At 59.9% G+C, this 20,062-nt stretch carries 22 protein-coding genes and 1 tRNA gene; 13 read left to right on the top strand and 10 right to left on the bottom strand.

Translation table 11 applies throughout. The features are described from left to right. The first annotated feature begins 182 nt into the window (after nucleotides 1-182). Entirely contained in the window at nucleotides 183-350 is a 168-nt protein-coding gene (locus SYN65AY6A5_RS04810) for a hypothetical protein (protein ID WP_240530985.1), read from the top strand. A 28-nt stretch (nucleotides 351-378) separates the two neighbouring features. Here the strand turns inward: SYN65AY6A5_RS04810 and gatC are convergent, their stop codons facing one another. From gatC to SYN65AY6A5_RS04825, 3 genes are all read right to left on the bottom strand, one after another. Beyond that, nucleotides 379-672, bottom strand: a complete 294-nt coding sequence (gatC, locus tag SYN65AY6A5_RS04815; protein ID WP_011430197.1) for an Asp-tRNA(Asn)/Glu-tRNA(Gln) amidotransferase subunit GatC — start codon at nucleotides 670-672, stop codon at nucleotides 379-381. A 67-nt stretch (nucleotides 673-739) separates the two neighbouring features. Continuing rightward, the gene (locus SYN65AY6A5_RS04820) at nucleotides 740-1,261 is read right to left on the bottom strand and encodes a photosystem I assembly protein Ycf3 (RefSeq protein WP_011430196.1); all 522 of its coding nucleotides are present in this window, start codon (nucleotides 1,259-1,261) and stop codon (nucleotides 740-742) included. A gap of 77 nt (nucleotides 1,262-1,338) precedes the next feature. Beyond that, complete coding sequence (locus SYN65AY6A5_RS04825; protein ID WP_099813191.1) at nucleotides 1,339-1,644, bottom strand: chlororespiratory reduction protein 7; 306 nt, start codon at nucleotides 1,642-1,644, stop codon at nucleotides 1,339-1,341. Nucleotides 1,645-1,766: 122 nt separating this feature from the next. Here SYN65AY6A5_RS04825 and trpS point away from each other — a divergent pair, with 122 nt between their 5' ends. Further along, nucleotides 1,767-2,762 (top strand): tryptophan--tRNA ligase, encoded by a 996-nt coding sequence (gene trpS / locus SYN65AY6A5_RS04830; RefSeq protein WP_011430194.1) that lies wholly within the window; start codon nucleotides 1,767-1,769, stop codon nucleotides 2,760-2,762. Between the two features lie 12 nt (nucleotides 2,763-2,774). Here trpS and SYN65AY6A5_RS04835 read toward each other — a convergent pair whose 3' ends face one another. Continuing rightward, complete coding sequence (locus SYN65AY6A5_RS04835) at nucleotides 2,775-3,776, bottom strand: EamA family transporter (protein WP_049749747.1); 1,002 nt, start codon at nucleotides 3,774-3,776, stop codon at nucleotides 2,775-2,777. A 104-nt stretch (nucleotides 3,777-3,880) separates the two neighbouring features. Here SYN65AY6A5_RS04835 and truB point away from each other — a divergent pair, with 104 nt between their 5' ends. Further along, nucleotides 3,881-4,780: a tRNA pseudouridine(55) synthase TruB gene (gene truB / locus SYN65AY6A5_RS04840; RefSeq protein WP_011430192.1), complete on the top strand. Its 900-nt coding sequence runs from the start codon at nucleotides 3,881-3,883 to the stop codon at nucleotides 4,778-4,780. Nucleotides 4,781-5,005: 225 nt separating this feature from the next. Beyond that, nucleotides 5,006-5,509 (top strand): allophycocyanin subunit beta, encoded by a 504-nt coding sequence (apcB, locus tag SYN65AY6A5_RS04845; protein WP_011430191.1) that lies wholly within the window; start codon nucleotides 5,006-5,008, stop codon nucleotides 5,507-5,509. A gap of 1 nt (nucleotide 5,510) precedes the next feature. Here apcB and SYN65AY6A5_RS04850 read toward each other — a convergent pair whose 3' ends face one another. Next, nucleotides 5,511-6,188, bottom strand: coding sequence for a TIGR03943 family protein (locus SYN65AY6A5_RS04850; protein WP_011430190.1), 678 nt, complete (start codon nucleotides 6,186-6,188; stop codon nucleotides 5,511-5,513). Nucleotides 6,189-6,491: 303 nt separating this feature from the next. Between SYN65AY6A5_RS04850 and SYN65AY6A5_RS04855 the strand changes: the two genes are divergently transcribed. From SYN65AY6A5_RS04855 to SYN65AY6A5_RS04875, 5 genes are all read left to right on the top strand, one after another. Beyond that, nucleotides 6,492-7,493, top strand: coding sequence for a zinc-dependent alcohol dehydrogenase family protein (locus SYN65AY6A5_RS04855; protein WP_011430188.1), 1,002 nt, complete (start codon nucleotides 6,492-6,494; stop codon nucleotides 7,491-7,493). A gap of 35 nt (nucleotides 7,494-7,528) precedes the next feature. Continuing rightward, nucleotides 7,529-8,098: a hypothetical protein gene (locus SYN65AY6A5_RS04860; RefSeq protein ID WP_011430187.1), complete on the top strand. Its 570-nt coding sequence runs from the start codon at nucleotides 7,529-7,531 to the stop codon at nucleotides 8,096-8,098. A gap of 22 nt (nucleotides 8,099-8,120) precedes the next feature. Continuing rightward, nucleotides 8,121-9,725: an AAA family ATPase gene (locus SYN65AY6A5_RS04865; RefSeq protein WP_228375484.1), complete on the top strand. Its 1,605-nt coding sequence runs from the start codon at nucleotides 8,121-8,123 to the stop codon at nucleotides 9,723-9,725. Between the two features lie 196 nt (nucleotides 9,726-9,921). Further along, on the top strand, nucleotides 9,922-10,575 hold the full coding sequence (locus SYN65AY6A5_RS04870) for a Crp/Fnr family transcriptional regulator (RefSeq protein WP_011430185.1): 654 nt from the start codon (nucleotides 9,922-9,924) through the stop codon (nucleotides 10,573-10,575). Nucleotides 10,576-10,635: 60 nt separating this feature from the next. After that, nucleotides 10,636-10,708 (top strand) — tRNA-Phe (locus tag SYN65AY6A5_RS04875). 114 nt (nucleotides 10,709-10,822) lie between these two features. Here SYN65AY6A5_RS04875 and SYN65AY6A5_RS04880 read toward each other — a convergent pair. Together SYN65AY6A5_RS04880 and SYN65AY6A5_RS04885 are read right to left on the bottom strand one after the other, a co-directional pair. Next, on the bottom strand, nucleotides 10,823-11,821 hold the full coding sequence (locus SYN65AY6A5_RS04880; RefSeq protein WP_228375483.1) for an ABC transporter permease: 999 nt from the start codon (nucleotides 11,819-11,821) through the stop codon (nucleotides 10,823-10,825). A gap of 57 nt (nucleotides 11,822-11,878) precedes the next feature. Further along, a complete protein-coding gene (locus SYN65AY6A5_RS04885) occupies nucleotides 11,879-12,685 on the bottom strand; it encodes an ABC transporter ATP-binding protein (protein WP_011430183.1) in 807 nt (268 codons plus the stop codon). A 244-nt stretch (nucleotides 12,686-12,929) separates the two neighbouring features. On the opposite strand from SYN65AY6A5_RS04885, the gene argJ reads away from it, so the two are divergent. Further along, nucleotides 12,930-14,150: a bifunctional glutamate N-acetyltransferase/amino-acid acetyltransferase ArgJ gene (argJ, locus tag SYN65AY6A5_RS04890; protein ID WP_099884013.1), complete on the top strand. Its 1,221-nt coding sequence runs from the start codon at nucleotides 12,930-12,932 to the stop codon at nucleotides 14,148-14,150. Nucleotides 14,151-14,173: 23 nt separating this feature from the next. Here the strand turns inward: argJ and psbH are convergent, their stop codons facing one another. Beyond that, nucleotides 14,174-14,377 (bottom strand): photosystem II reaction center protein PsbH, encoded by a 204-nt coding sequence (psbH, locus tag SYN65AY6A5_RS04895; RefSeq protein ID WP_011430181.1) that lies wholly within the window; start codon nucleotides 14,375-14,377, stop codon nucleotides 14,174-14,176. Nucleotides 14,378-14,567: 190 nt separating this feature from the next. On the opposite strand from psbH, the gene psbN reads away from it, so the two are divergent. Continuing rightward, a complete protein-coding gene (gene psbN, locus SYN65AY6A5_RS04900) occupies nucleotides 14,568-14,699 on the top strand; it encodes a photosystem II reaction center protein PsbN (RefSeq protein WP_011430180.1) in 132 nt (43 codons plus the stop codon). A gap of 26 nt (nucleotides 14,700-14,725) precedes the next feature. Continuing rightward, nucleotides 14,726-15,595, top strand: a complete 870-nt coding sequence (dapF, locus tag SYN65AY6A5_RS04905) for a diaminopimelate epimerase (RefSeq protein WP_099884501.1) — start codon at nucleotides 14,726-14,728, stop codon at nucleotides 15,593-15,595. Between the two features lie 3 nt (nucleotides 15,596-15,598). On the opposite strand, the gene SYN65AY6A5_RS04910 is transcribed toward dapF, so the two are convergent. Both SYN65AY6A5_RS04910 and SYN65AY6A5_RS04915 read right to left on the bottom strand, forming a co-directional pair. Continuing rightward, a complete protein-coding gene (locus SYN65AY6A5_RS04910) occupies nucleotides 15,599-16,288 on the bottom strand; it encodes a hypothetical protein (protein ID WP_240527676.1) in 690 nt (229 codons plus the stop codon). A gap of 86 nt (nucleotides 16,289-16,374) precedes the next feature. Beyond that, nucleotides 16,375-16,938: a hypothetical protein gene (locus tag SYN65AY6A5_RS04915; protein ID WP_240530986.1), complete on the bottom strand. Its 564-nt coding sequence runs from the start codon at nucleotides 16,936-16,938 to the stop codon at nucleotides 16,375-16,377. 201 nt (nucleotides 16,939-17,139) lie between these two features. Between SYN65AY6A5_RS04915 and pcrA the strand changes: the two genes are divergently transcribed. Next, entirely contained in the window at nucleotides 17,140-19,485 is a 2,346-nt protein-coding gene (pcrA, locus tag SYN65AY6A5_RS04920; protein WP_099884503.1) for a DNA helicase PcrA, read from the top strand. Nucleotides 19,486-20,062: the final 577 nt, after the last annotated feature.

Here is a 20,062-nt window from a genome sequence, read left to right on the forward strand (position 1 = left end):
CACCGTTGAGGAGTTGAAGAAGTATGTCGAGCAGCAGGCAACGCCCAGATTGTGAGACTCAGGGGCATTGAACCCCTTCGTCTCACCGCCTATCCCCCATCCCGCCAAGCTGCGCTGTGGCGGGAGTACCCCGGAGGTTCTGATGGACGCAAGCCAACCGCTCGCTTGAGAATACCCGCCTGGTGCTCTGGTACAGCTTTGGCTGCAACCATTTCCCCCGCACCGAAGACTGGCCGGTGATGCCGGTTAGCTACATCGGCTTTCTGCTCAAGCCGTTGGGCTTCTTCGAGTGCAACCCGGCCCTGGATGTGCCTCCTCCCCCCCCCCCCAAAGAGCAAAAGCTGCTGTAGCTCATAGCTGCAGGGCTTGCCAGTTGGGCTAATCTTCCCCTTCTAGGATGCGGGGCACCTTGAAGAACATGTCAGCGCGGTCGGGAGCGTTGGCCAGGATCCCTTCGATATTGGGGTAGGGCTCCACTTGGTCGGGGCGAGTGGGCAGCTCCGCATCCAGCACATGAAAGGTGGGCTCTACCCCTTCCGTATCCAGTTCTTTCAGTTGCTCCACGTAGGCCAAGATATCGGCCAGTTGCTCGGTAAACTGGATTTCCTCTTCTTCCGTAAGCTCCAGCCGCGCCAGGTGGGCAACATGTTGCACCTCTTCTCGTGTCAGCATCCTTCCTTTCCGCCAGCAGGTTTGACTTCTGGTCAATCTAGCTGAACTGGGGTACTTGGGGGAAGACTCAATACAGCTCCAGGTTGGCGCGTCCCGTGGTCTTGAGCCAGTTTTGCGCCTCGATGTAGTTGTTGGGGGCAATGCGAATGGCGCGGATCCAGTATTGAGCCGCCTCATCGAACAGGGCCTCTGCCGTCTCCTCATCCCCGGCCTGCAGGCTCTGCTCGCCCTTGTGGTGCAGCAAGACGGCAATGTTGTTTAGGGCAGAACAGAGGCGGGGGTTCAGCTCCAGGGCCTGGTGGTAGTACTCCAGGGCTTTGTCCAGTTCGCCATTGCTCTGGTAGATCAGGCCCATGTTGTAGAGGATGTAGCTGCGGTCTTCGTCGTCTTGCTCCAGGGCCAGGGCTTCTCGGTAGTTTTCTAGAGCCTCGGCATATTCTCCCTCGCTCTGGGCCGCCATGCCGTCCCGGTAGTAGGCAAAGGCCTTCTTCTGCTCAGGACTCACCCCCGGCATCAGCTTCAGGATCAGGTCAGCCATGACGGTGAAGGTTTTGTCGATGAAGTTGTCGTTCTTCATGCTGCGCGGCATGATTGACCCCCTTAGAGCGCAGGACAGGGTATCTCTTCTTTGGGTTGTAGCATGCCTATGGGATCCCGTGCGTGGCCTCAAGCCGGATGCTGGCCGGGGCGAGAAGAAGCTGAGGGGCGCTTGCGCAGGCGTACAGGATGCCACTGCACGGTTTCGCCAGGGGAGACCTCCACCTCACAGGCCGTGTCGATGAGCCGTTGCGCCTGGGCTTGAGGGGTGGGATAGCGGGCCAGATCTGCATCCACCAGATGGGGGTGCTCCTGCAACAGCCGCACAAGGAACTCCTGCAATTCCTCGGGGGTGAGAAATTGCTCTGGCAGGCCCGGGATCAGCAGCACGTAGTGGTTGGCAGCACGCAGCAGTTCTGGCTCCGGGTCTGCCATGGTTTCGGGTTGCTGTCTTTCTTCCCTCATAAACCAACGGGTTGCGGCTCTCTTGATATCCTGAACAAAGACTTTCTTGGTTCTCGTCCTCCCTCTTGTTGGCGTTTGAGATCGCTTTTCCTATGGCCAAGCCGCGCACGCTTTCTGGAATCCAGCCCTCCGGCGAGTTGCACCTGGGCAATTACTTGGGGGCCATTAAAAACTGGGTGGCCGAGCAGGAGCGCTACGAGAACTTCTTCTGCATTGTGGATCAACATGCCATTACTGTGCCCCAGGATCCCAAGCTGCTGAGGGAGCGCACCCGTTCTTTGTTTGCTCTCTACCTGGCCTGTGGCCTCAGCCTGGAGCACTGTGTGCTGTTTGTGCAGTCCCACGTGCCCGCCCACACGGAGCTGGCCTGGCTGTTCACCACCATCACCCCTATGAACTGGGCGGAGCGCATGATCCAGTACAAGGAAAAAAAAGAGAAGCAGGGAGAGGAAACGAGTGTTGGCCTGTTCAGCTACCCGATTTTGCAGGCAGCGGATATTCTCCTCTACCAGCCCAAGTATGTGCCGGTAGGGGAGGATCAGCGGCAGCACATCGAGCTGTGTCGGGACATTGCCCGCCGCTTTAACGACCGCTTTGGGGAGGTGTTTGTGATCCCAGAGGCGCTGATTCGCCCGCAGGGGGCGCGGATCATGAGCTTGACCGATGGCACCCGCAAAATGTCTAAGTCGGATCCCTCGGATTTCAGCCGCATTCACTTGCTAGACGACCCCGACACGATCCGCAAGAAGATCCAAAAATGCAAGACCGACTCGATTCGGGGCATTGCCTTCGACGACCCGGCACGCCCGGAGGCCCACAATTTGCTGACGATCTACATGCTCACCTCCGGCAAAAGCAAGGAGGAGGTGGCGGCTGAGTGCGCCGAGATGGGATGGGGACAGTTCAAGCCCCTCCTCGCCGACAGCATTATCGCCACCCTGGAGCCCATTCAAAAGCGCTACCGGGAGCTCTCGAGTGACCCCGACTACCTCCACGGGCTGATGCGGGAAAATGCCGCCAAGGCCCGTGCCGTGGCCGAGCAAACCCTCCAAAAAGCGCGGGATGCCATGGGGTTTCTGCCCCCCTAGGAGAAGGCTCCCTTAGTCGGGTCGGCCATCGCGGATCTCGACGGTGCTGAACTCCAGGCCCAGCTCCGAGAGGATCCCTGGCCAGGCCAGGCGCAGGCGCTCCTGCCACTCCTGCCGGTGGTTGATGACATACACGCAGACCAGGGTAATGCCCACTCCCACCCATTGCACCGGCGTCAGGGTCTCGCCCAGGAAGGTACTGCCGAAGAGGAGGGCAAAGATGGGGGTGAGAAACGTGAGGGAGCTGAATTCGGTGAGATTTTCCTGAGAGGCGAAGTAGAAGAAGAGGGCGTAGGCCACGGCGCTCCCCATCACCGAAGCGTAGAGCAGGCCCAGCCAGTGGGCGCCGCTCAGGTGCTGCCATTGCTCGCTTTCTGTTAGCGCCGAGAGCAGGATCAAGGGCAGGCTGCCCAATACCATGTGCCAGCCTGTCGCCAACACCGGATCCGCCACCTCCGCCACCTTCGGCATCATCACGGTGCCAATGGCCATCGACAGGGAAGCCAGCAACATCCAGACCACGCCGGCCCCCACCTGCAGGGATCCTTCCCCGCCGAGGCCGATAAGGCTGATACCGACCACGCCCAGCCCCAGACTCAGCCAGCCCAGGGATCCCATCCGCTCCCGGTAAAACCAGGTGGCCATCAGGGCCACCGCCAGCGGCTGCGAGTCGATCAGCACGGATCCCAGCCCGGCGCCGGTCTCTCTCAACCCTTGCGCCAAAAATCCCTGAAAACAGGTGCCGTCCACCAGGGCAAAGGCCAAGACCCACAGCCACCCCCGCAGCCCCTGGGGATGCCAGGGCTGAGAGGCCGCAGAGGCCCGCCCTTGCCAAAGCCGAAAGGCTAAAACCAGGATCCCGGCTGGCAACAGCCGCAGAATGGCCATGAAGAGAGGAGTGGTCTCGGAGAGGGCATCTCGCATGGCCACCATCGCCGAGCCCCACAGGAAAAAAGGGGCGATCATCAACAGGCGTTGCCAGATAGGCTGAGGAAACAGGCCAGATTGCGCCATAGGTGCTTCCAACTCGCAGACAGAAATCAACCCTATGTTAAGCGCTGCGGCAGTTCGGTTACAAATCTTAATTACTGATCAATGACTGATGGGTGATGGGCAGCATGGGATCCCTGGAGGGCTTTCTCAACCTGGATAAGCCGGCCGGGCTCACCTCCCACGACTGTGTGGCGGTGGTGCGGCGGGTCTTGCGCACCCGCCAGGTGGGGCATGGCGGCACTTTGGATCCGGCGGCAACGGGAGTTCTGCCCATTGCCGTGGGGCGGGCGACGCGCTTTTTGGCGTTTTTGTCGGGGGACAAGGTCTATCGGGCCACCTTTCGCTTTGGGCAGCGCAGCGACACCGACGATGCCGAGGGGCAGATCCAGGTGGGATCCCCTTGTCCGGAGCTGAGCCGCGAGCAGGTGGAGGAATGTCTGCGGGAGTTTGTCGGCGAGATCTGGCAGGTGCCGCCTCTTTACAGCGCCATCAAGCGGCAGGGGAAAAAGCTCTACGAGCTGGCCCGGGCCGGGGCAGAGGCGGCAGAACTGGGGCTGGAGCCGCGGAGAGTAGTGATTCGACACCTGCAGATCTTGGGCTGGCGCTCTGGCGAGTTCCCGGAAGTGGATCTGGAGATCGCCTGTGGCCCCGGCACCTACATCCGCGCCCTCGCCCGCGACGTGGGGGAGAAATTGGGCTGCGGAGGCTTGATGAGCCGCCTGCGACGGCTGCAAAGTGGCCCTTTTCGCAGCGAAGAGAGCCTGCCCCTGGAGCAGTGGCAGGGATCCGCCGATCCCGCTGCTGCCCTGTTGCCGATTGAGTGGGGATTTCGCAGTTGGAACTCAGTATTCTTATCTCCGGCTGAGGCGCAGCGCTGGCGACAAGGTCAGGCCATTCCTCTGGATCCGGCTCAGGCCACTGCCGAGACCCTGCGGGTCATGAGCGGAGAGGGAGAATTTTTGGGCTTGGGGCACAGCCAAGCAGGTCAGCTCAAGCCGCTGCGGGTGTTGCTGCCGGATCCCTAGAGCGTTGCAGAAAAGTTACATTTTCGTAACAACATCTGCCATTGGCTGAGGAGAAGGCGGGAAAGAACCCCCCGCATGCTAAACTTCTGGGGGCAAGCGGGGAGCTCGGAGCGCTGCCGGTGTTGGGCTCTGGCTCGATTTTCCAAGGTTGGCCTTTGGACGTTGCCGGCAAAATTCTCATCTCAAGCTACTTTTACATAGAGTTACAGGAAGGGAGTTGGGGATATGCGGGATGCCGTAACCACACTGATCAAAACCTATGACCTGGCCGGCCGCTACTTGGATCGGAATGCCATGGACGCGCTCAAGGCCTTTTACGATTCGGGTCTGCGGCGCATCCAGGCCGTGCAGGTGATTAACCTCAACTCGGTGGACATTGTCAAGACGGCTGCTGCGGCCATGTTTGCCCAGGTGCCGGATCTAATCCGTCCGGGCGGCAACGCCTATACCACCCGCCGCTACGCCACCTGTTTGCGGGATATGGACTACTTCCTGCGCTACGCTTCCTACGCCCTGGTGGCCGCTGATACCAGCATCTTGGACGAGCGCGTCCTGGCTGGTCTGCGGGAAACCTACAACTCCCTGGGGGTGCCGATTGCCCCGACAGTGATCGGGATCCAGAACATGAAGCAGCGCACCCTGGAGCTGCTCGGCTCCGACGAGGATTACAGCTTTGTGGCCGAGCCCTTCGATTACATGAGCGCTAAACTCAGCGAAACCGACATCTAACCTACTCGTCGGCGTAGGGATTGGCCGGCACCGGTATTGGCTCCACCTGATCGGCCAGGATCACCAACTGAGGCTGGCCATCCCGTTGCTCCACGGCCATCCGCCCTTCCAGACGCAGCCAACTGTCCGGAGCCAGTTCCTCCGAGCGGGGCCAGCGCACCGGCAAGCCGACCGGGTAGGCATCGGCAGCGCAGCAACTCACCAAAAAGCGAGCGATGACAAAGTGGTCAGGTTGCTCGTCAGGAACGACGAACCCCTGCACCTGCACCGGCTGGCCTTCATAGGTATAGGGATCCGGGTAGACATCCAGGGTGCGCACCCAGTCCAGCAGGGTGCGCTGGCGTGGATCAATCTTGGGACGAAAAGCCTGCGGCTGGCTGCGAGAGGCACCCAAATAGGGAGATACCCCCCGGTTGAGGGCCGTCTGGCTGGAGAGGGGACGGGGCTCGACCCAAAACCCCAGCAGCGCCGTCAGGATCAAGAGCGCCGCCCCCAGGCGCGACCCCAACAGGGAGACATGGCTTTCCGAGGGCGCGACTTTGGCCCCCCGCCACCGGCCAATCCCCAGGCCCAGCAGGCACAGGCCGGCCAGCAGAGCCACGTTTACATAGGCGGGGTTAATCAACAGCAGCAGGGTGCCCCGCCAGCGGTAGACGATGAGCAGGCTCCCCAGGAGCATCAGCCCAGCAGCATCCCAATAGGCTGGGTTACCCCAGCCGAGCCAGGAGCGCGATCCCAGGCCAGCTCTAGTTGCTTTTGACCGTGCCTTGCCGCCGAGAGAGCCAGAACCACCTGCGGGCATGGGCTACCGCTTGCCTCCACAACTCCGAAGCTTAGTTTAGGGCAAGGGATCCCTGGAGCGGTTCTCTTGGCTTATGCTACTAACCATTGTTCAGAGACCCCCTTGCCGGTGTATCCTCAGGAGCGCGGCGGCAATCGCGGGGCAGCAAGTCGAGCAAACCGAGCCTGAACACTTGAGAAGATGAAAGCCATCCTCATGAGCGTGCCGGGTGGGCCGGAGGTTTTGCAACTGCAGGAGGTGCCCGACCCGCAGATTCGCGGCGAGCGGGAGCTGCGTGTCCGCCTCAAGGCCGCCGGCGTCAACCCCATCGACACCAAGCTGCGGCGGCGAGGCACCTTCTACCCCGAGGAGATGCCGGCCATTTTGGGATGCGATGGCGCCGGCGTTGTAGAAGCCGTGGGATCTGGGGTCAGGCAGTTTCGGGTTGGGGACGAAGTTTACTTCTGCCACGGCGGCCTGGGCAGAGAGGCGGGGAACTACGCCGAGCTAATCGTGGTCGATGAGCGCTTCGTCGCTCCCAAGCCCAGAACCCTCAGCTTTGCCGAGGCTGCCGCCGCTCCCCTGGTGCTGATCACCGCCTGGGAAGCCCTCTACGACCGGGGACGGCTGCAGGCCGGCCAAAAGGTGCTCATCCACGCCGGGGCAGGGGGTGTTGGCCATGTGGCCGTCCAACTGGCCCGTCTGCGGGGATGCCAAGTGGCTACCACCGTGAGCACGCCGGAAAAGGCCGAGTTTGTCCGTTTGCTGGGGGCCAGCTTGCCCATCTTCTATCGCCAGACCGACTTTGTGCGGGCCGTTCTGGATTGGACGGAGGAGGAGGGAGTGGATCTTGCTCTCGATACCCTTGGCGGCCCAGTGCTGGAGCAGACCTTCCCTGCCGTGCGCGTGTACGGCGATCTCGTGACCCTGCTGGCGCCAGCTCCAGAGACCGATTGGCGGGTGGCCCGCGACCGCAACTTGCGAGTGAGCTTTGAGCTGATGCTCACCCCTATGCTGAAGAACCTCATCGTTGCTCGGCAAAACCAGGCGGAGATCCTCCGGCAGTGCGCCCGCCTCATCGACCAGGGCCAACTGCGCATCCGGCTCAGCCACACCTTTCCCCTGGCCGAAGCGGCTGCCGCTCACCGGCTGCTGGAACAGGGATCCGTTTTGGGCAAAATTGCCTTAACCATCTCCGACTAGGCATGCTGGAGGAGGCCCTGCCCAGATCCGAGTCTATGGCCGCTCCCCTCACCCCTCACCTGTTGGAGAACGAGAGCTTCTACGAGAATGCCCTCTGCTGGCTAGGGCGACCGCAGACGGCCTATCGGCTGCTGAGCGAGGCGGTTTTTCCGGCCATCTCCTCTTGGGTGCGGGGAGAGGTGGACAGCTACTCCTTCAATCACTGGCAGCCGGAGGACGTGCGCACCTTTCTCTACCCGGTGGTGGCTCTGGGAGACCAGGAGACCCTTGTTCTCGCCAGCGAGGCCCTGCTCCTCTGCGGCAGTGGCAACTACTACAACCCCTGTGACTTGGCCATTGTGGTCTTCGTGCAGCAGCCCCAAGAGCTGTTCAGCCAACTGATGCAGCGCATCCGCCGCGCCGAGGCCATCATCACCCGCGGGCCGGAGGTGCGCATGCTCTCTGAACAGGTGAGCCTGGCCAAGCGGGGGCGAGACTACATCAACACTAAGTATCTGGTCTGGCCCTACGCCCTCTCTGCTGCCGCTCAAGATACTTTGGTTAAACAGGGGATCAGCATTATCCGTCTTTCACCGCAAGCGGCCGCCCTGCCCTTGGGAGACTAAGCTGAGGGCAATTTGGAGGAAAATGGGGATCCCTGACTTTTCCGTCTCCATCTTTATGGCCGATGCCCACCTGCCGCCGCTAATCCAAGCGATGTTGGATCCGGGGTTTTACCCCCATCCGGTGCGGGAGCCGATTCAGCTCGTCCAAACCCACATTTCCTACATTTTCTTGACAGGGAACTACGCCTATAAGGTGAAGAAGCCTCTGGATTTTGGCTTTTTGAATTTCACCACCCTGGAGCGGCGACGCTACTTTTGTCAAGAAGAGCTGCGCCTGAACCAGCGCGGAGCGCCAGGGCTTTATCTACAGGTGTTGCCCATTGTGCAAGCCGAGGGCCGGTTTCAGCTTGACGGCAGTGGCGAGCCCGTGGAGTACACCCTCAAAATGCGGCAGTTTCCTCAAGAGCAACTCTTTAGCAACCTCCTCGAGCGGGGGGAGCTGACGCCACTCTTAATGGAGGAGCTAGGACGGGTGGTGGCGGCCTTTCACGCCCAGGCGGAGACCAACGACTACATCCGCAGCTTTGGCCGGCCAGAGCAGGTGCGGCAGGCTTTCGACGAGAATTACGCCCAAACCCAGCGCTACATTGGCGGCCCTCAGACGGCAGATCAATATCGGGAGACCCAAGCCTACACGGATCGCTTTTTTGCCGAGCGACAGGAGCTGTTTTACCAGAGAATTGAGCAAGACCGCATCCGCGAAGGCCACGGGGATCTGCATCTTGGCAACCTCTGTTGGTGGGAAGGCCAGATCTTGCTGTTTGATTGCATTGAGTTCAACGAGGCCTTCCGCTTTGTGGATACGATGTACGACGTATCCTATGCAGTGATGGATCTGGATGCCCGCCATCGCCCCGATCTGGGCAACGCCTATTTGAACAGCTATCTGGAAGAGACAGGCGATTGGGAAGGACTCAAGATCTTGCCCATTTACCTCAATCGCCAGGCCTACGTGCGGGCCAAGGTCACCTCTTTTTTGCTAGACGATCCTGCCGCCTCGGAAGCTGCCAAAGCCAATGCCTTCCACACTGCCGCCCGCTACTACCGACTGGCCTGGGAATACACGCTGCCCAAACAGGGGCAGTTGTTTCTGATGGCCGGCCTGTCGGGAGCGGGCAAAAGCACGGTGGCCCGCCACCTGGCCCGACAGCGAGGGGCCATCCACATCCGCTCCGACGCCGTGCGCAAGCATTTGGCTGGGATCCCTCTGCGGCAGCGAGGGGGGCCAGAGGTGTATACGCCCGAGATGACCGACAGGACTTATCGCCGCCTGGTGCAATTGGGAGTGGAGTTGGCCCGGGAAGGTTACAGCGTGATTCTGGACGCCAAGTTTGACCGGCAAGCGCTGCGGGGCATGGCAATTGAACAAGCCCAACGGTGCCGGATCCCGTTGTGCATCCTCTACTGCCACGCCCCTGAACCTGTCCTCCGCGAGCGGCTGCAACGGCGAACGCTCCCTGCTTCGAGCCTGGGTGAGCCGCTGAACCTCGCCGACATTGCCGATGCCACCGCCGATCTCCTTGCCCAGCAGCAGGCGCAGTGGCAGGATTTTTCCGAGGGGGAGCGGCGCTTGCTGCAGGTTTTGGATACCAGCCAAGATTGGCAAGCGCAACTGCAGCAGATCTAGGTCTCGACTCCAACTGACCAAGGTTACCGGCAAAGCGCATGCTGCCGTTTCCGGGTTAGAGGCTGACCGCAGCCCCTGCTGATCTCAGGCGGCGGTCAGGTGAAGAGTTTTTCTCTGGGAAGAGAGTTGGGCAAGAATCGAGGCGGTGCAGGAGGAGACCCCAGTGAGCGAGGTAACGGCTGAAGATTTACGCCTGATGTTTCTGTTTGAAGGCTTTTCCCCTGAGGTGCTCGAGCCGCTGGCCCGCCAGATGTTGCTGCGCTCCCACCCTGTTAACCAGGCCATCCTGCTACAGAACGACTGGGGCAACGCCGTCTATTTCATCCTGGAGGGTTGGGTCAAGATTCGCACTCACGATCTGGAGGGCCGGGAGGTTACCCTCACCATTCTTGGCCCAGGGGAGATCTTCGGGGAAATGGCCGCCTTGGACGAGGCGCCCCGTTCCAGCGATGTGATTGCCCTGACAGCCACCAAGGTCTGCTCTCTGTCGGCCCAGAACTTTCTGGCCCTTTTGGCTGCCGATGCGCAGGTTGCCATCCGCCTTGCCCAGCTCTTGTCGCGACGTTTACGGCAGATCAACCGTCGCCTGCAATTGCGGGAGGCCAGCAGCGTCGCTCGCGTCGCCGATATCCTGCTCTTCTTGGCGGAGTCCCGCGGGCGGGTCGGTTGCAAGGGGGTAGAAATTCCCAATTTGCCCCACCGGGAGCTGAGCAGCTTGAGTGGCCTGGCCCGGGAAACGGTTACCCGTGTCTTGTCTAAGCTGGAGCAGGAGGAGCTGATCCGCCGGGATCGGCAGCGGGACATCCTCTGCATCCCCCAGATGGATGCCCTGGAAAAGCTAATTGGCTAAAGCGAGGGTTGCCACCTGTTGCCAAAAGCCCTCTTGGCATTCTAAAATGATAGTCCCAGAGCCGGGATAGCTCAGTTGGTAGAGCAGAGGACTGAAAATCCTCGTGTCACCAGTTCGAGTCTGGTTCCTGGCATCTGCCAATAACAGGTCAAGATGGGCTCAGGGCTGCAACCTGAGCCTTTTTGTTGCCGGGAATTCCCAGTTCTTGCCTTTTGCGAAACCGCTTCTGCCGGCTCTATGGCAAAAATTAGTTCTCGCGGCGCACAGCGCTCTCGTGCCACCTGCCCAGTATCTTGTCCGACAAAGCGCTCAAGGCCACAAAGATCAGGATCCCTAGGCCGGTAACCAGCACCAAGGCGGCAAACATGCGAGGCACCTGCAAATTAAAGCTGGAGATCAAGATTTGGTAGGCGATCCCGGCCCGTTGCCCACCGGTGCCGGCGACAAACTCCGCCACCACGGCCCCGATCAAAGAAAGGCCGCCGCTAATGCGCAGACCTCCCAGGAAGTAGGGCAGGGCACTGGGCAGACGCAAGTAGATCAAGGTTTGCCAGCGATTGGCCTTGTACAGTTGAAACAGGTTGAGCAGGTTGTGATCGACACTGTTTAATCCCAGGGTGGTGTTGGAGATAATGGGGAAAAAGGCGACAATCCAAGCGCAAACCACCATCGCAGCAAAGGTGTTGTTGCGCAGCCAGATGATGATCAACGGCGCGATGGAAACGATGGGTGTTGTTTGCAAAATCACCGCATAGGGAAAGAGGCTGCGCTCAATCCATTTGCTCTGGGCAAACAAAATCGCCAGCAAAAGCCCCGAGACTGTGGCCAAAAGGAACGCCACCACCGTAATTTGTAGGGTGATCAAAAGGGAAGGGAAAAGGGATCCCCACTCCCGCACCAGGGTTTGCGCCACCAAAATCGGCCCCGGCAATAGATAGGGAGGCACCCCCGTCAGCCGCACGGCCACTTCCCAGCCCACCAGAAAAAGGATCCCGACGATCCCAGGGGCAATCACGTCCAGGTTGAACCACTTGCGCAGATCCAACCCTTGCCCAGAGGTCGGCGGCGCAGAGCCAGGTACCTTAGCCGCATCGGTGGGTTGGGGCCTGAGTTGTTCTTCCACCGCGCTGCTCAGCCGAGGCAGCTCCCCATCCAGCCAGAGCCCAAAGGGGCGCTCTGGCGCGCCAAGCAGGGATCCCAGCCAGCGAGACAGCCAATCGAGAAGGAAACTGAAAGGACTCAGCATAGGGTAGGGGGAATCAAGGGGCTCTAACACCGGGAATGCTGCCAAAGGGGGATCCCGTCAGCCCAGCCGTCCGGCGGAGAGGGGGCGCAGGCAGGGATCCCGCTCCGTGTCGTGCATGGCCTCCCGCAAACGGGTCGCGACCTCCCGGCAATAGTCGTTGTAAAGGGGCGAGGTGCGAAACTCTTCCGAGCGGGGGTAGGGCGCCTCAATGGGGATATCCGCCACCACCCGCCCTGGGCGGGCTGCCATCACCACCACGCGGTTGGACAGATAGACGGCCTCGTAAATGTTGTGGGTAACAAAAATCACCGTCCAGCGCTTCTCCTGCCACAACTCCAGCAGTTCGCCGTTCAGCTTGCTGCGGGTGATCTCATCCAAAGCACCAAAAGGCTCGTCCATCAGCAACACCTGCGGCTTGGTTACCAAGGCGCGGGCAATGGAAGCCCGCATGCGCATACCGCCGGACAGCTCGCGGGGAAAATGGCGCTCAAACCCCCGCAAGCCCACCAGGTGGAGGGCTTCCAAAACCTCTCGATCGGCTTTTGGCCGAGGCTCACCGGCCAACTTCAGGGGCAGGCGCACATTGTCCATCACCGTTGCCCAGGGCATGAGGGCCGGCTCCTGAAACACAAAGGCCAATTTGGGCTTCCCTTGGGAGGTGTTTTGCCCCCACTCGATAGAGCCGGTGGTTAGGTCACCTAACCCTGCGATCAGCCGCAGCACCGTGCTTTTCCCACAGCCAGAGGGCCCCACCAAGCTGACGAACTGCCCCTCCTGGATGGCCATGTTCATGTCTTGCAAAGCCACCGTGCCATTGGCATAGACCTTGCTGACATGGTTAAGGGTAATGACAGGGGCGGGCATGGCTCGCGGTTCCTAGAGCAGAGGGCAAAGGGATCCCTTCCCAATCCAGAAAGAGAAGGGCGCACATTACCATTAAAACAACACTATCTGTCGCCTCTGCTGCGGTAGGCACAGCTACACCCCCCGACCTGGTTTCCAGAGAGTTTCTCGGGCAAAACTTGCCAGTTGCCAACCCTGGCCCTCAACCCCGATCTGAGCGCCAAGCCGGTATGATAGTGCCGATCACCCCCTGGCCCCAGAATCTATGGGATCCCAATTTAAACGGGTTGCAGGCGCCGTTACCGCCCCGCGAGGGTTCCGCGCTGCTGGCGTGGCTGCTGGCCTCAAGCCCTCCGGCGCTGCCGATCTCGCCCTAATTGTTTCCGACTGCGAGGCGGTGGGGGCTGGCGTTTTCACCAGCAACCAGGTCAAGGCCGCCTGTGTTACCTACAACCAAGGGATCCTCGCCCAAGGGCAGCCGGTGCGGGCCATTCTCTGCAATGCCGGCCAAGCCAACGCCTGTACAGGAGAAGAGGGGGAGCGCAACAACGCCCAACTGGCCCTCTGGGTAGGAGAACGGCTGGGGATCCCGGCCCAACAGGTGCTCACTGCCTCGACAGGGGTGATCGGGCGGCAATTGGAAATGGCCAAAATCGAGGCGGCCCTGCCCCGCCTGATCGACAGCCTCTCGCCGACAGGAGGAGAGAGCGCCGCCCGCGCCATCCTCACCACCGACCTGGTGACCAAGAGTACAGCCCTGGAGGCCGAGATCGACGGCTACACCGTCAGGCTGGGAGGCATCGCCAAGGGATCCGGTATGATCCACCCCAACTTGGCGACGATGTTAGCTTTCCTAACCTGCGATGCAGCCGTGGATCCTCCCCTCTGGCAGCAGATCCTCAAAGAGGCGGTTGACCTCAGCTTTAACCAAATCACCGTGGACGGGGATACCAGCACCAACGACATGGTGCTGGCTCTGGCCAACGGCCAAAGTGGGATTCCCACCCTGCAAGCTGGCACGAGAGCTGCCCAAGCCCTCGCCGAGATGGTTGTCCAGGTTTGCATTCACCTGGCTAAGGCCATCGCCCGCGACGGCGAGGGAGCCACCAAGTTGTTGCAGATCCGGGTGCAGGGCGCCCCCGACGACAGGTCAGCTCGGCAGATAGCCCGTGTCATTGCCAGCTCTCCCCTGGTGAAGGCGGCAGTTTTTGGCAACGATCCCAACTGGGGCCGGGTGGCCGCCGCCGCCGGACGGGCTGGGATCCCCTTTGACAGCCGTCGCTTGGAGGTTCGCCTGGGGGATTTTCTGCTGCTGCAGGGGGGAATGCCTCTGGCTTTTGATCGCCAGGCGGCCTCTGAGTACCTAAAGAGAGGGGATCCCGTAACCTTTACGGTAGACCTCCACCAGGGATCTGGCCAGGGCGTTGCCTGGGGCTGTGACCTCAGCTACAACTACGTGCGCATCAACGCCGAGTACACCACCTAGACAGCCCGCGGCAGCCAGGAGCCCTAGAAGCTGAGGCTCTCCCAGGAGACGTTGATGTCTTCCAGGAGCAGCGACTTGTTGTAGATCTGCAGGATGATCAGCAAGAAGATGCCGAACAGCACCATAAAGACCGCCATCAAAGGCGTGGTGCCCCAGCCAGGGGCCACCTTGCCGTATTCCGAGTTGAGAGGACGCAGCAGATCGCCCAGTTTGGTACGAATCGCCATAGGTTCTCGCGATAGGTCAAAGAGAGGACAGGTTTGCCAACTTGGAGGTCAGCACGGCGGCAGATCCCAGCCAGACAACCTCCTTTTAAAATCACGCTAACAGAATCTGGTCACTCCCCTTTGCCGCCGGCAATGAATTGTAAACTTGTGTAATATGTAGGGAGATTCTCTCAGAACTGAAGAGCTAACCATGGAATCCACCCTTTCGCTGGTTGTGGCCATTGCGGCAATAACCATCTGCATCACCGCCTTTGCCATCTACACCGCCTTTGGCCCCCCTTCCAAAAACTTGCAGGATCCCTACGAGATGCACGAGGATTGAAGCCGGTTGTTGTGCGGTTCCGCTGCATGCCTGTTCGGTTGCCCTCCCGTCTCTCCTTCCACAAATACCAGGGGCTGGGGAACGACTTTATCTTGGTGGACAACCGCCACCAGCCGCAGCCCTGTCTGACGCCTGAGGAAGCCGTTGCCCTCTGCAACCGCCGCTTTGGCGTGGGGGCCGATGGGGTTATCTTTCTGCTGCCGGGGCAGGAGGGGGCAGATTTCAGCATGCGCCTGTTCAACAGCGACGGCTCGGAGGCGGAGATGTGCGGCAACGGCATCCGCTGTTTGGCCCGCTTTTTGCAGGATCTGGGGATCCCTGGCCAGGACGGCGCCTACCAGATCCACACCTTGGCGGGGCGGATCGTGCCGCAGGTGCGGCCCGATGGCTTGGTAACAGTGGACATGGGGATCCCTCGCCTCTTGGCCGGGCAGATCCCCACCACGCTGGCCAAACCAGAGGAAAAGGTGGTGCGGCAGCCCCTGCAGGTAGGCGGGCGGGAGTGGGCGGTGACGGCGGTGAGCATGGGCAACCCCCACTGTGTGGTCTTTTTGGAAGAAGGGGGATCCCTGGAAGAGCTGGACTTGGAAAGGGTGGGCCCCCTGTTTGAGCATCACCCGGCTTTTCCTGAGCGCACCAACACCGAATTTGCCCAGGTGCTCAGCCCGACTCGTCTGCGCCTACGGGTTTGGGAGCGGGGAGCAGGGGCAACGCTGGCCTGTGGGACGGGTGCCTGTGCTGTTTTGGTGGCTGCTGTTTTGGAGGAGCGCGCAGAATCGCAAGCTACAGTAGAACTGCCGGGAGGAAATCTGGAAATTCGCTGGGATCCGAGCACACAGCACGTGTGGATGACCGGCCCTGCCCTACACGTCTTCAGCGGCACCACTGCCGGTTGAGAACTAGGCTCCCAGACCCAACAGGAGGATGGCCAGGAGGCCGAGGATCCCATAGGCAACGCTCCAGCCCTGCCGCCAGATCAGCGCCACTGCCAGGCCCAATAAGACCAAGCCCAAGCCCAGGCCAAGGCGGAGAAATAGAGGGTGTACAAACTGGCTGAGGGAGCGTTTGAGCCAGGGGAAGATCACCCCCAAGGCGAAGGCCAGTCCTACGGGGATCCAATCGATCCAACCTGTCTGCTCCCAGCCCCCCAACAGGTAAAAGCCGCCCAGACAAAGGCCCAGGCAGAAAAACAGCACCCGCATGCCGGGATAGTCTTGTCGATAGTTGAAAGCAAGGCTTCGGAGCTCCTTGGGGTGGGCCAAGACCAATGGCTCTACAGCAAAGCTTTCGCTCCACTCCGGCGCTTCTTCAGTTTGTCCGCGGCACCAAAGGTAAACGTTGACCTTGCGCAACCCTTGCAGCAGAGAGGCTTCCACCGCACTGCGCACCACCTCCATCACCTGCAGGGTATCCACCACATCGCCCGGCAGCCGTTCCAGCAGCACGTTGAGAACAGGCCCCTTCAGCTCGGCTCGGCCAAACAGCCGCAAGTTGGCAAGCTTGTAATCGAGGATTTGGTTCAAGATTTTGAGCTGGCGGCGCATGGGATCCCGCGAACAGAGAGCCGTCGTTCGACCGGTTGACTTCAAGCTTCAACATGACCGGTATGACCAGTTTAATGGCTTGGGCCAGAGCAGCAGAAAAGAGGCGTTGCCGGTGTGAAAGGGAAGTGGGACTATCCCATGAGGGTGCGAATGCACTGACGAATGCTGAGGTTGGACTGGTCCAGGTTGGCGAACCCGCTCAAGAGGGTGCCTTGCTCGTCCAAAAGCAGCAAGGCGGCCTGGCGGCGAAAATCGATCCCCGGCAAGGCTTCGGCGGCCACCTCCTGCAGCTTCTGGATGGTGGATCCCTCGAAATCGACAGAGACATGGACAAAGGGAGAAACCAAGCGCGGATCTGTGGGCACGCTCTCGCGAATAACCTGCAAAACCAGGTTGCGCACCAGCAGCAGCCCTCTGCCATCAACCAGCACGATCTGGCGCAGGCGAGGGTTTTGCCCAAACTCGAGGGCCAAACTTTTGGAGAGGGCCTCCGATTGGGAGCGGGTTTGGCTGTTGGTCAAGATCAGCGCTTGAAGGCCGTCGTACCGACTTAAGTCGAGCTGATCCCCAGCAACGCTTTCCAGCTTGAGGTCAAGCGAGGCTTGGGGGTTGCCGTTGCTGGGGCAGTTGCCAGCTTGGGCGGGATCGAACGCACCTTGAGAAAGCAGGGCAAGGGTGGCAAACCCCAAAGCCACAAGTCTCTTTTGAACGCAAAGCCAGCAGCGGTTAGCCGGGGCACAGCAGCAGGACAGCACTCGGTTCATGGCGGGGAGCTCTGGAGCGGGCCGGCCAAATCTTAACCGATCTTCATCCTTGGTGCTCCAAAATGCCCTCTGGGCTTCTCATCCCCATTGGGTTGGTGCCCATAATGGAAGGCAGTTTCTGGTTTGCTGGCCATGACTCACGCCTCTTTGCTGGATGCCCTCAACCCTGCTCAACGGCAAGCGGTGCACCATTTTTGTGGCCCTTTGCTGGTGGTGGCGGGGGCAGGTTCCGGCAAGACGCGCACCCTCGCCTATCGCATCGCCCACCTCATCCGCCACTACCGGGTGGATCCGGAGGAGATTTTGGCCGTGACCTTTACCAACAAGGCCGCCCGCGAAATGAAAGAGCGCATCGAACGGCTCTTTGCCGAGCAAGAGGCCCAGGAGCAATTCGGGATCCCCTTGGCGCAATTGGAGCCGGCCCAGGCGACGCGGCTGAAATCGGCGGTCTACCACCGTTGGATCAAACCCCTTTGGATCGGCACGTTTCACAGCTTGTTTGCCCAGATCCTGCGCCTGGAGATCGAAAAATATCAGGATCCCAAGGGACGAAAGTGGACTCGCAACTTCTCGATTTTCGATGAATCGGACGCCCAATCCCTGGTTAAAGAGATTGTAACTAAGCAACTCAACTTAGATGAGCGCAAGTTCGATCCAAGATCGGTGCGCTATGCCATTAGCAATGCCAAAAATCAAGGTTGGACCCCTGCCGATCTGGAGCGCCACCAGCCCAATTTCCGAGGTCGCATCCTGGCTCAGGTTTACGAGCTCTACGAAGATCAACTGGCGGCCAATAATGCCCTCGATTTCGACAACTTAATTTGGATCCCGGTGCAACTTTTCCGCCAAAATGAGCAGGTTTTGGCCTACTGGCACCAGCGCTTTCGGCACATCTTGGTGGACGAATACCAAGATACCAACCGCACCCAGTACGAGCTGATCCGGCTCCTGGCCACCAACGGCGAGACCCGCCGCTCCGAGTGGGACTGGACCAATCGCTCCCTCTTTGTGGTGGGCGATGCAGATCAAAGCATCTATCGCTTTCGGGGGGCCGATTTCACCATTTTGCTGGAGTTTCAAGAGACCTTTGGCGATGGCCTGCCGGACGACGATACCCGCACCCTGATCAAATTGGAAGAAAACTATCGCTCCACCGCCACGATTTTGCAGGCGGCTAACGTCCTGATTGAGAAAAACACCGAGCGCATCGATAAAATTCTCCGGCCAACTCGCCCCCCCGGCCATCCCATCGTTTGCTACCAGGCGGAGGACGAAATGGCCGAGGCCGAGTTTGTGGTCAATACCATCCGGCGATTACACAGCCAAAATCCCAACTCTTCCTGGGGAGATTTTGCCATTCTCTACCGCACCAATGCCCAATCTCGCCCTTTTGAAGAGGTTTTGCTGCGGTGGGGGATCCGTTACACGGTGGTGGGGGGGCTGCGATTTTACGATCGCAAAGAGATTAAGGATGTGCTGGCCTATTTGCGGGTTGTGCTCAACCCTGCCGATTCTTTTAGCCTGTTGCGCATTATCAATGTGCCGCGGCGGGGCATCGGCAAGTCCACTCTGGACAAGCTAAGCGAAGCGGCGGCTGCCTTAAATGTGCCCCTGTGGACTATCCTCAGCGACGAGGCCTCTGTTACCAACCTGCTGGGGCGTTCGGCCAAGCCGGTTCTCCAGTTTGCCCAGCTTATCCAGCATTGGCACAGACAGATGGCCCAGGTTTCGGCTGCCGCCCTTCTGGAGGGGCTGCTGCGGGATTGCGGCTATCTGGAAGATCTCAAGGCCCAGGGCACAGAAGAGGCCGAGGAAAGGATCGCCAACGTGATGGAACTCTACAATGCCGCCCGCCAATTTGAAGAAGAACAGGAGGATCCCAGCCTCGAGGCTTTCTTGAGCAATGTGTCTTTAGCTTCCGATTTGGACACCCTTCAGGAGGGAGCTGAGAAAGTTTCGCTAATGACGTTGCATGCTTCCAAAGGGCTGGAGTTCCCGGTGGTGTTTTTGGTGGGGTTGGAACAAGGCCTGTTTCCCAATTTTCGCGCTTTGGAGGATCCTGCCGCGCTGGAAGAAGAACGGCGCCTCTGCTACGTGGGCATCACCCGCGCCCGCGAGCAATTGTTTGTCTGCCACGCCAGCGAGCGGCGGCTCTACGGCAACCGCGAGCCCGCCATCCCTTCCCTATTTTTGAGTGAGCTGCCCCAAGAGCTGATCCAATGGGAAAAAGGCAGGGGGCTTTCGTTCTCCGCCGACAACACGGCTGCGGCCACGCCCAAAGCAAAGGCTGCTCGCCGCCAAGGCCGTTCCTCCCAGTGGGCCGTTGGGGATCGCCTGCAACATCCCCAATTCGGACAGGGGCAAATTACCCACGTGTTCGGCAGCGGCGAACGGATCACCCTGGCGGTGAGGTTTCCCGCCATCGGCCAGCAGAAAATCTTGGATCCCCGCATCGCGCCCATTCAAAAGCTCAGCTAGCTGGCTGGGCTCGAAACCGCTTTGGAGATGGATGGCGTAGCGGTATGGGTCTCATCCTTTTTTGTAGGTGCCTTGATCTCGCCCAGAACTTGCTTGGAATAAGGCGGCTTGGCAGGGATCCCTTTTGTCTTGACACTCCCACCCAGGGGATTCTTACGCAGTCCACAAAAGAACCCGTAACGGCGTTGTCAAAGCGCCTCTAGACAGTTCCTGAAGGCAAAGCCCCAAGGTTCTGCTGACTTTCTTAAGCACAGGTTGGCGGCAGCATTCGCATCAGCGTTGACCAACCACCCCTCTGCCGTTTGGTACAGGCCCCGCTTGACACGCTTTCCAGAAGGTCTCCACCCGTCGGGTTTTTCACCATAATTAGGTTCCATCTAGGAAGCTTGCCTGCGAGCTGTACGCCTCCTCTACCTCAATAAACTCCATCCATAATGCTGACATAATTGCGCAATACGCTCCTTTAACCGACCTGTTGGGATGAAAACAAAGTTTTGGTTAAAACCGCATTCTTGTTTTTGTTCTTTGTTCCAACCGAAGAGGATTCTCCCAATTGAGTGGTGCAAACAGAAGTCAA

Source organism: Synechococcus sp. 65AY6A5, assembly GCF_002760415.1.
Taxonomy (GTDB): domain Bacteria; phylum Cyanobacteriota; class Cyanobacteriia; order Thermostichales; family Thermostichaceae; genus Thermostichus.

Bases quoted from the DNA above. Each gene is read 5' to 3' on its own strand.
- SYN65AY6A5_RS04855 (WP_011430188.1), top strand. From the start codon at position 6,492: ATGAAAGCCATCCTCATGAGCGTGCCGGGTGGGCCGGAGGTTTTGCAA.
- SYN65AY6A5_RS04850 (WP_011430190.1), bottom strand. From the start codon at position 6,188: ATGCTCCTGGGGAGCCTGCTCATCGTCTACCGCTGGCGGGGCACCCTG.
- SYN65AY6A5_RS04870 (WP_011430185.1), top strand. From the start codon at position 9,922: ATGTTTCTGTTTGAAGGCTTTTCCCCTGAGGTGCTCGAGCCGCTGGCC.
- psbH (WP_011430181.1), bottom strand. From the start codon at position 14,377: ATGGCGATTCGTACCAAACTGGGCGATCTGCTGCGTCCTCTCAACTCG.
- SYN65AY6A5_RS04880 (WP_228375483.1), bottom strand. From the start codon at position 11,821: ATGCTGAGTCCTTTCAGTTTCCTTCTCGATTGGCTGTCTCGCTGGCTG.
- apcB (WP_011430191.1), top strand. From the start codon at position 5,006: ATGCGGGATGCCGTAACCACACTGATCAAAACCTATGACCTGGCCGGC.
- SYN65AY6A5_RS04860 (WP_011430187.1), top strand. From the start codon at position 7,529: ATGGCCGCTCCCCTCACCCCTCACCTGTTGGAGAACGAGAGCTTCTAC.
- SYN65AY6A5_RS04820 (WP_011430196.1), bottom strand. From the start codon at position 1,261: ATGCCGCGCAGCATGAAGAACGACAACTTCATCGACAAAACCTTCACC.
- truB (WP_011430192.1), top strand. From the start codon at position 3,881: ATGGGATCCCTGGAGGGCTTTCTCAACCTGGATAAGCCGGCCGGGCTC.
- SYN65AY6A5_RS04825 (WP_099813191.1), bottom strand. From the start codon at position 1,644: ATGGCAGACCCGGAGCCAGAACTGCTGCGTGCTGCCAACCACTACGTG.
- psbN (WP_011430180.1), top strand. From the start codon at position 14,568: ATGGAATCCACCCTTTCGCTGGTTGTGGCCATTGCGGCAATAACCATC.
- SYN65AY6A5_RS04865 (WP_228375484.1), top strand. From the start codon at position 8,121: ATGGGGATCCCTGACTTTTCCGTCTCCATCTTTATGGCCGATGCCCAC.
- trpS (WP_011430194.1), top strand. From the start codon at position 1,767: ATGGCCAAGCCGCGCACGCTTTCTGGAATCCAGCCCTCCGGCGAGTTG.
- argJ (WP_099884013.1), top strand. From the start codon at position 12,930: ATGGGATCCCAATTTAAACGGGTTGCAGGCGCCGTTACCGCCCCGCGA.
- dapF (WP_099884501.1), top strand. From the start codon at position 14,726: ATGCCTGTTCGGTTGCCCTCCCGTCTCTCCTTCCACAAATACCAGGGG.
- pcrA (WP_099884503.1), top strand. From the start codon at position 17,140: ATGACTCACGCCTCTTTGCTGGATGCCCTCAACCCTGCTCAACGGCAA.
- SYN65AY6A5_RS04885 (WP_011430183.1), bottom strand. From the start codon at position 12,685: ATGCCCGCCCCTGTCATTACCCTTAACCATGTCAGCAAGGTCTATGCC.
- gatC (WP_011430197.1), bottom strand. From the start codon at position 672: ATGCTGACACGAGAAGAGGTGCAACATGTTGCCCACCTGGCGCGGCTG.
- SYN65AY6A5_RS04835 (WP_049749747.1), bottom strand. From the start codon at position 3,776: ATGGCGCAATCTGGCCTGTTTCCTCAGCCTATCTGGCAACGCCTGTTG.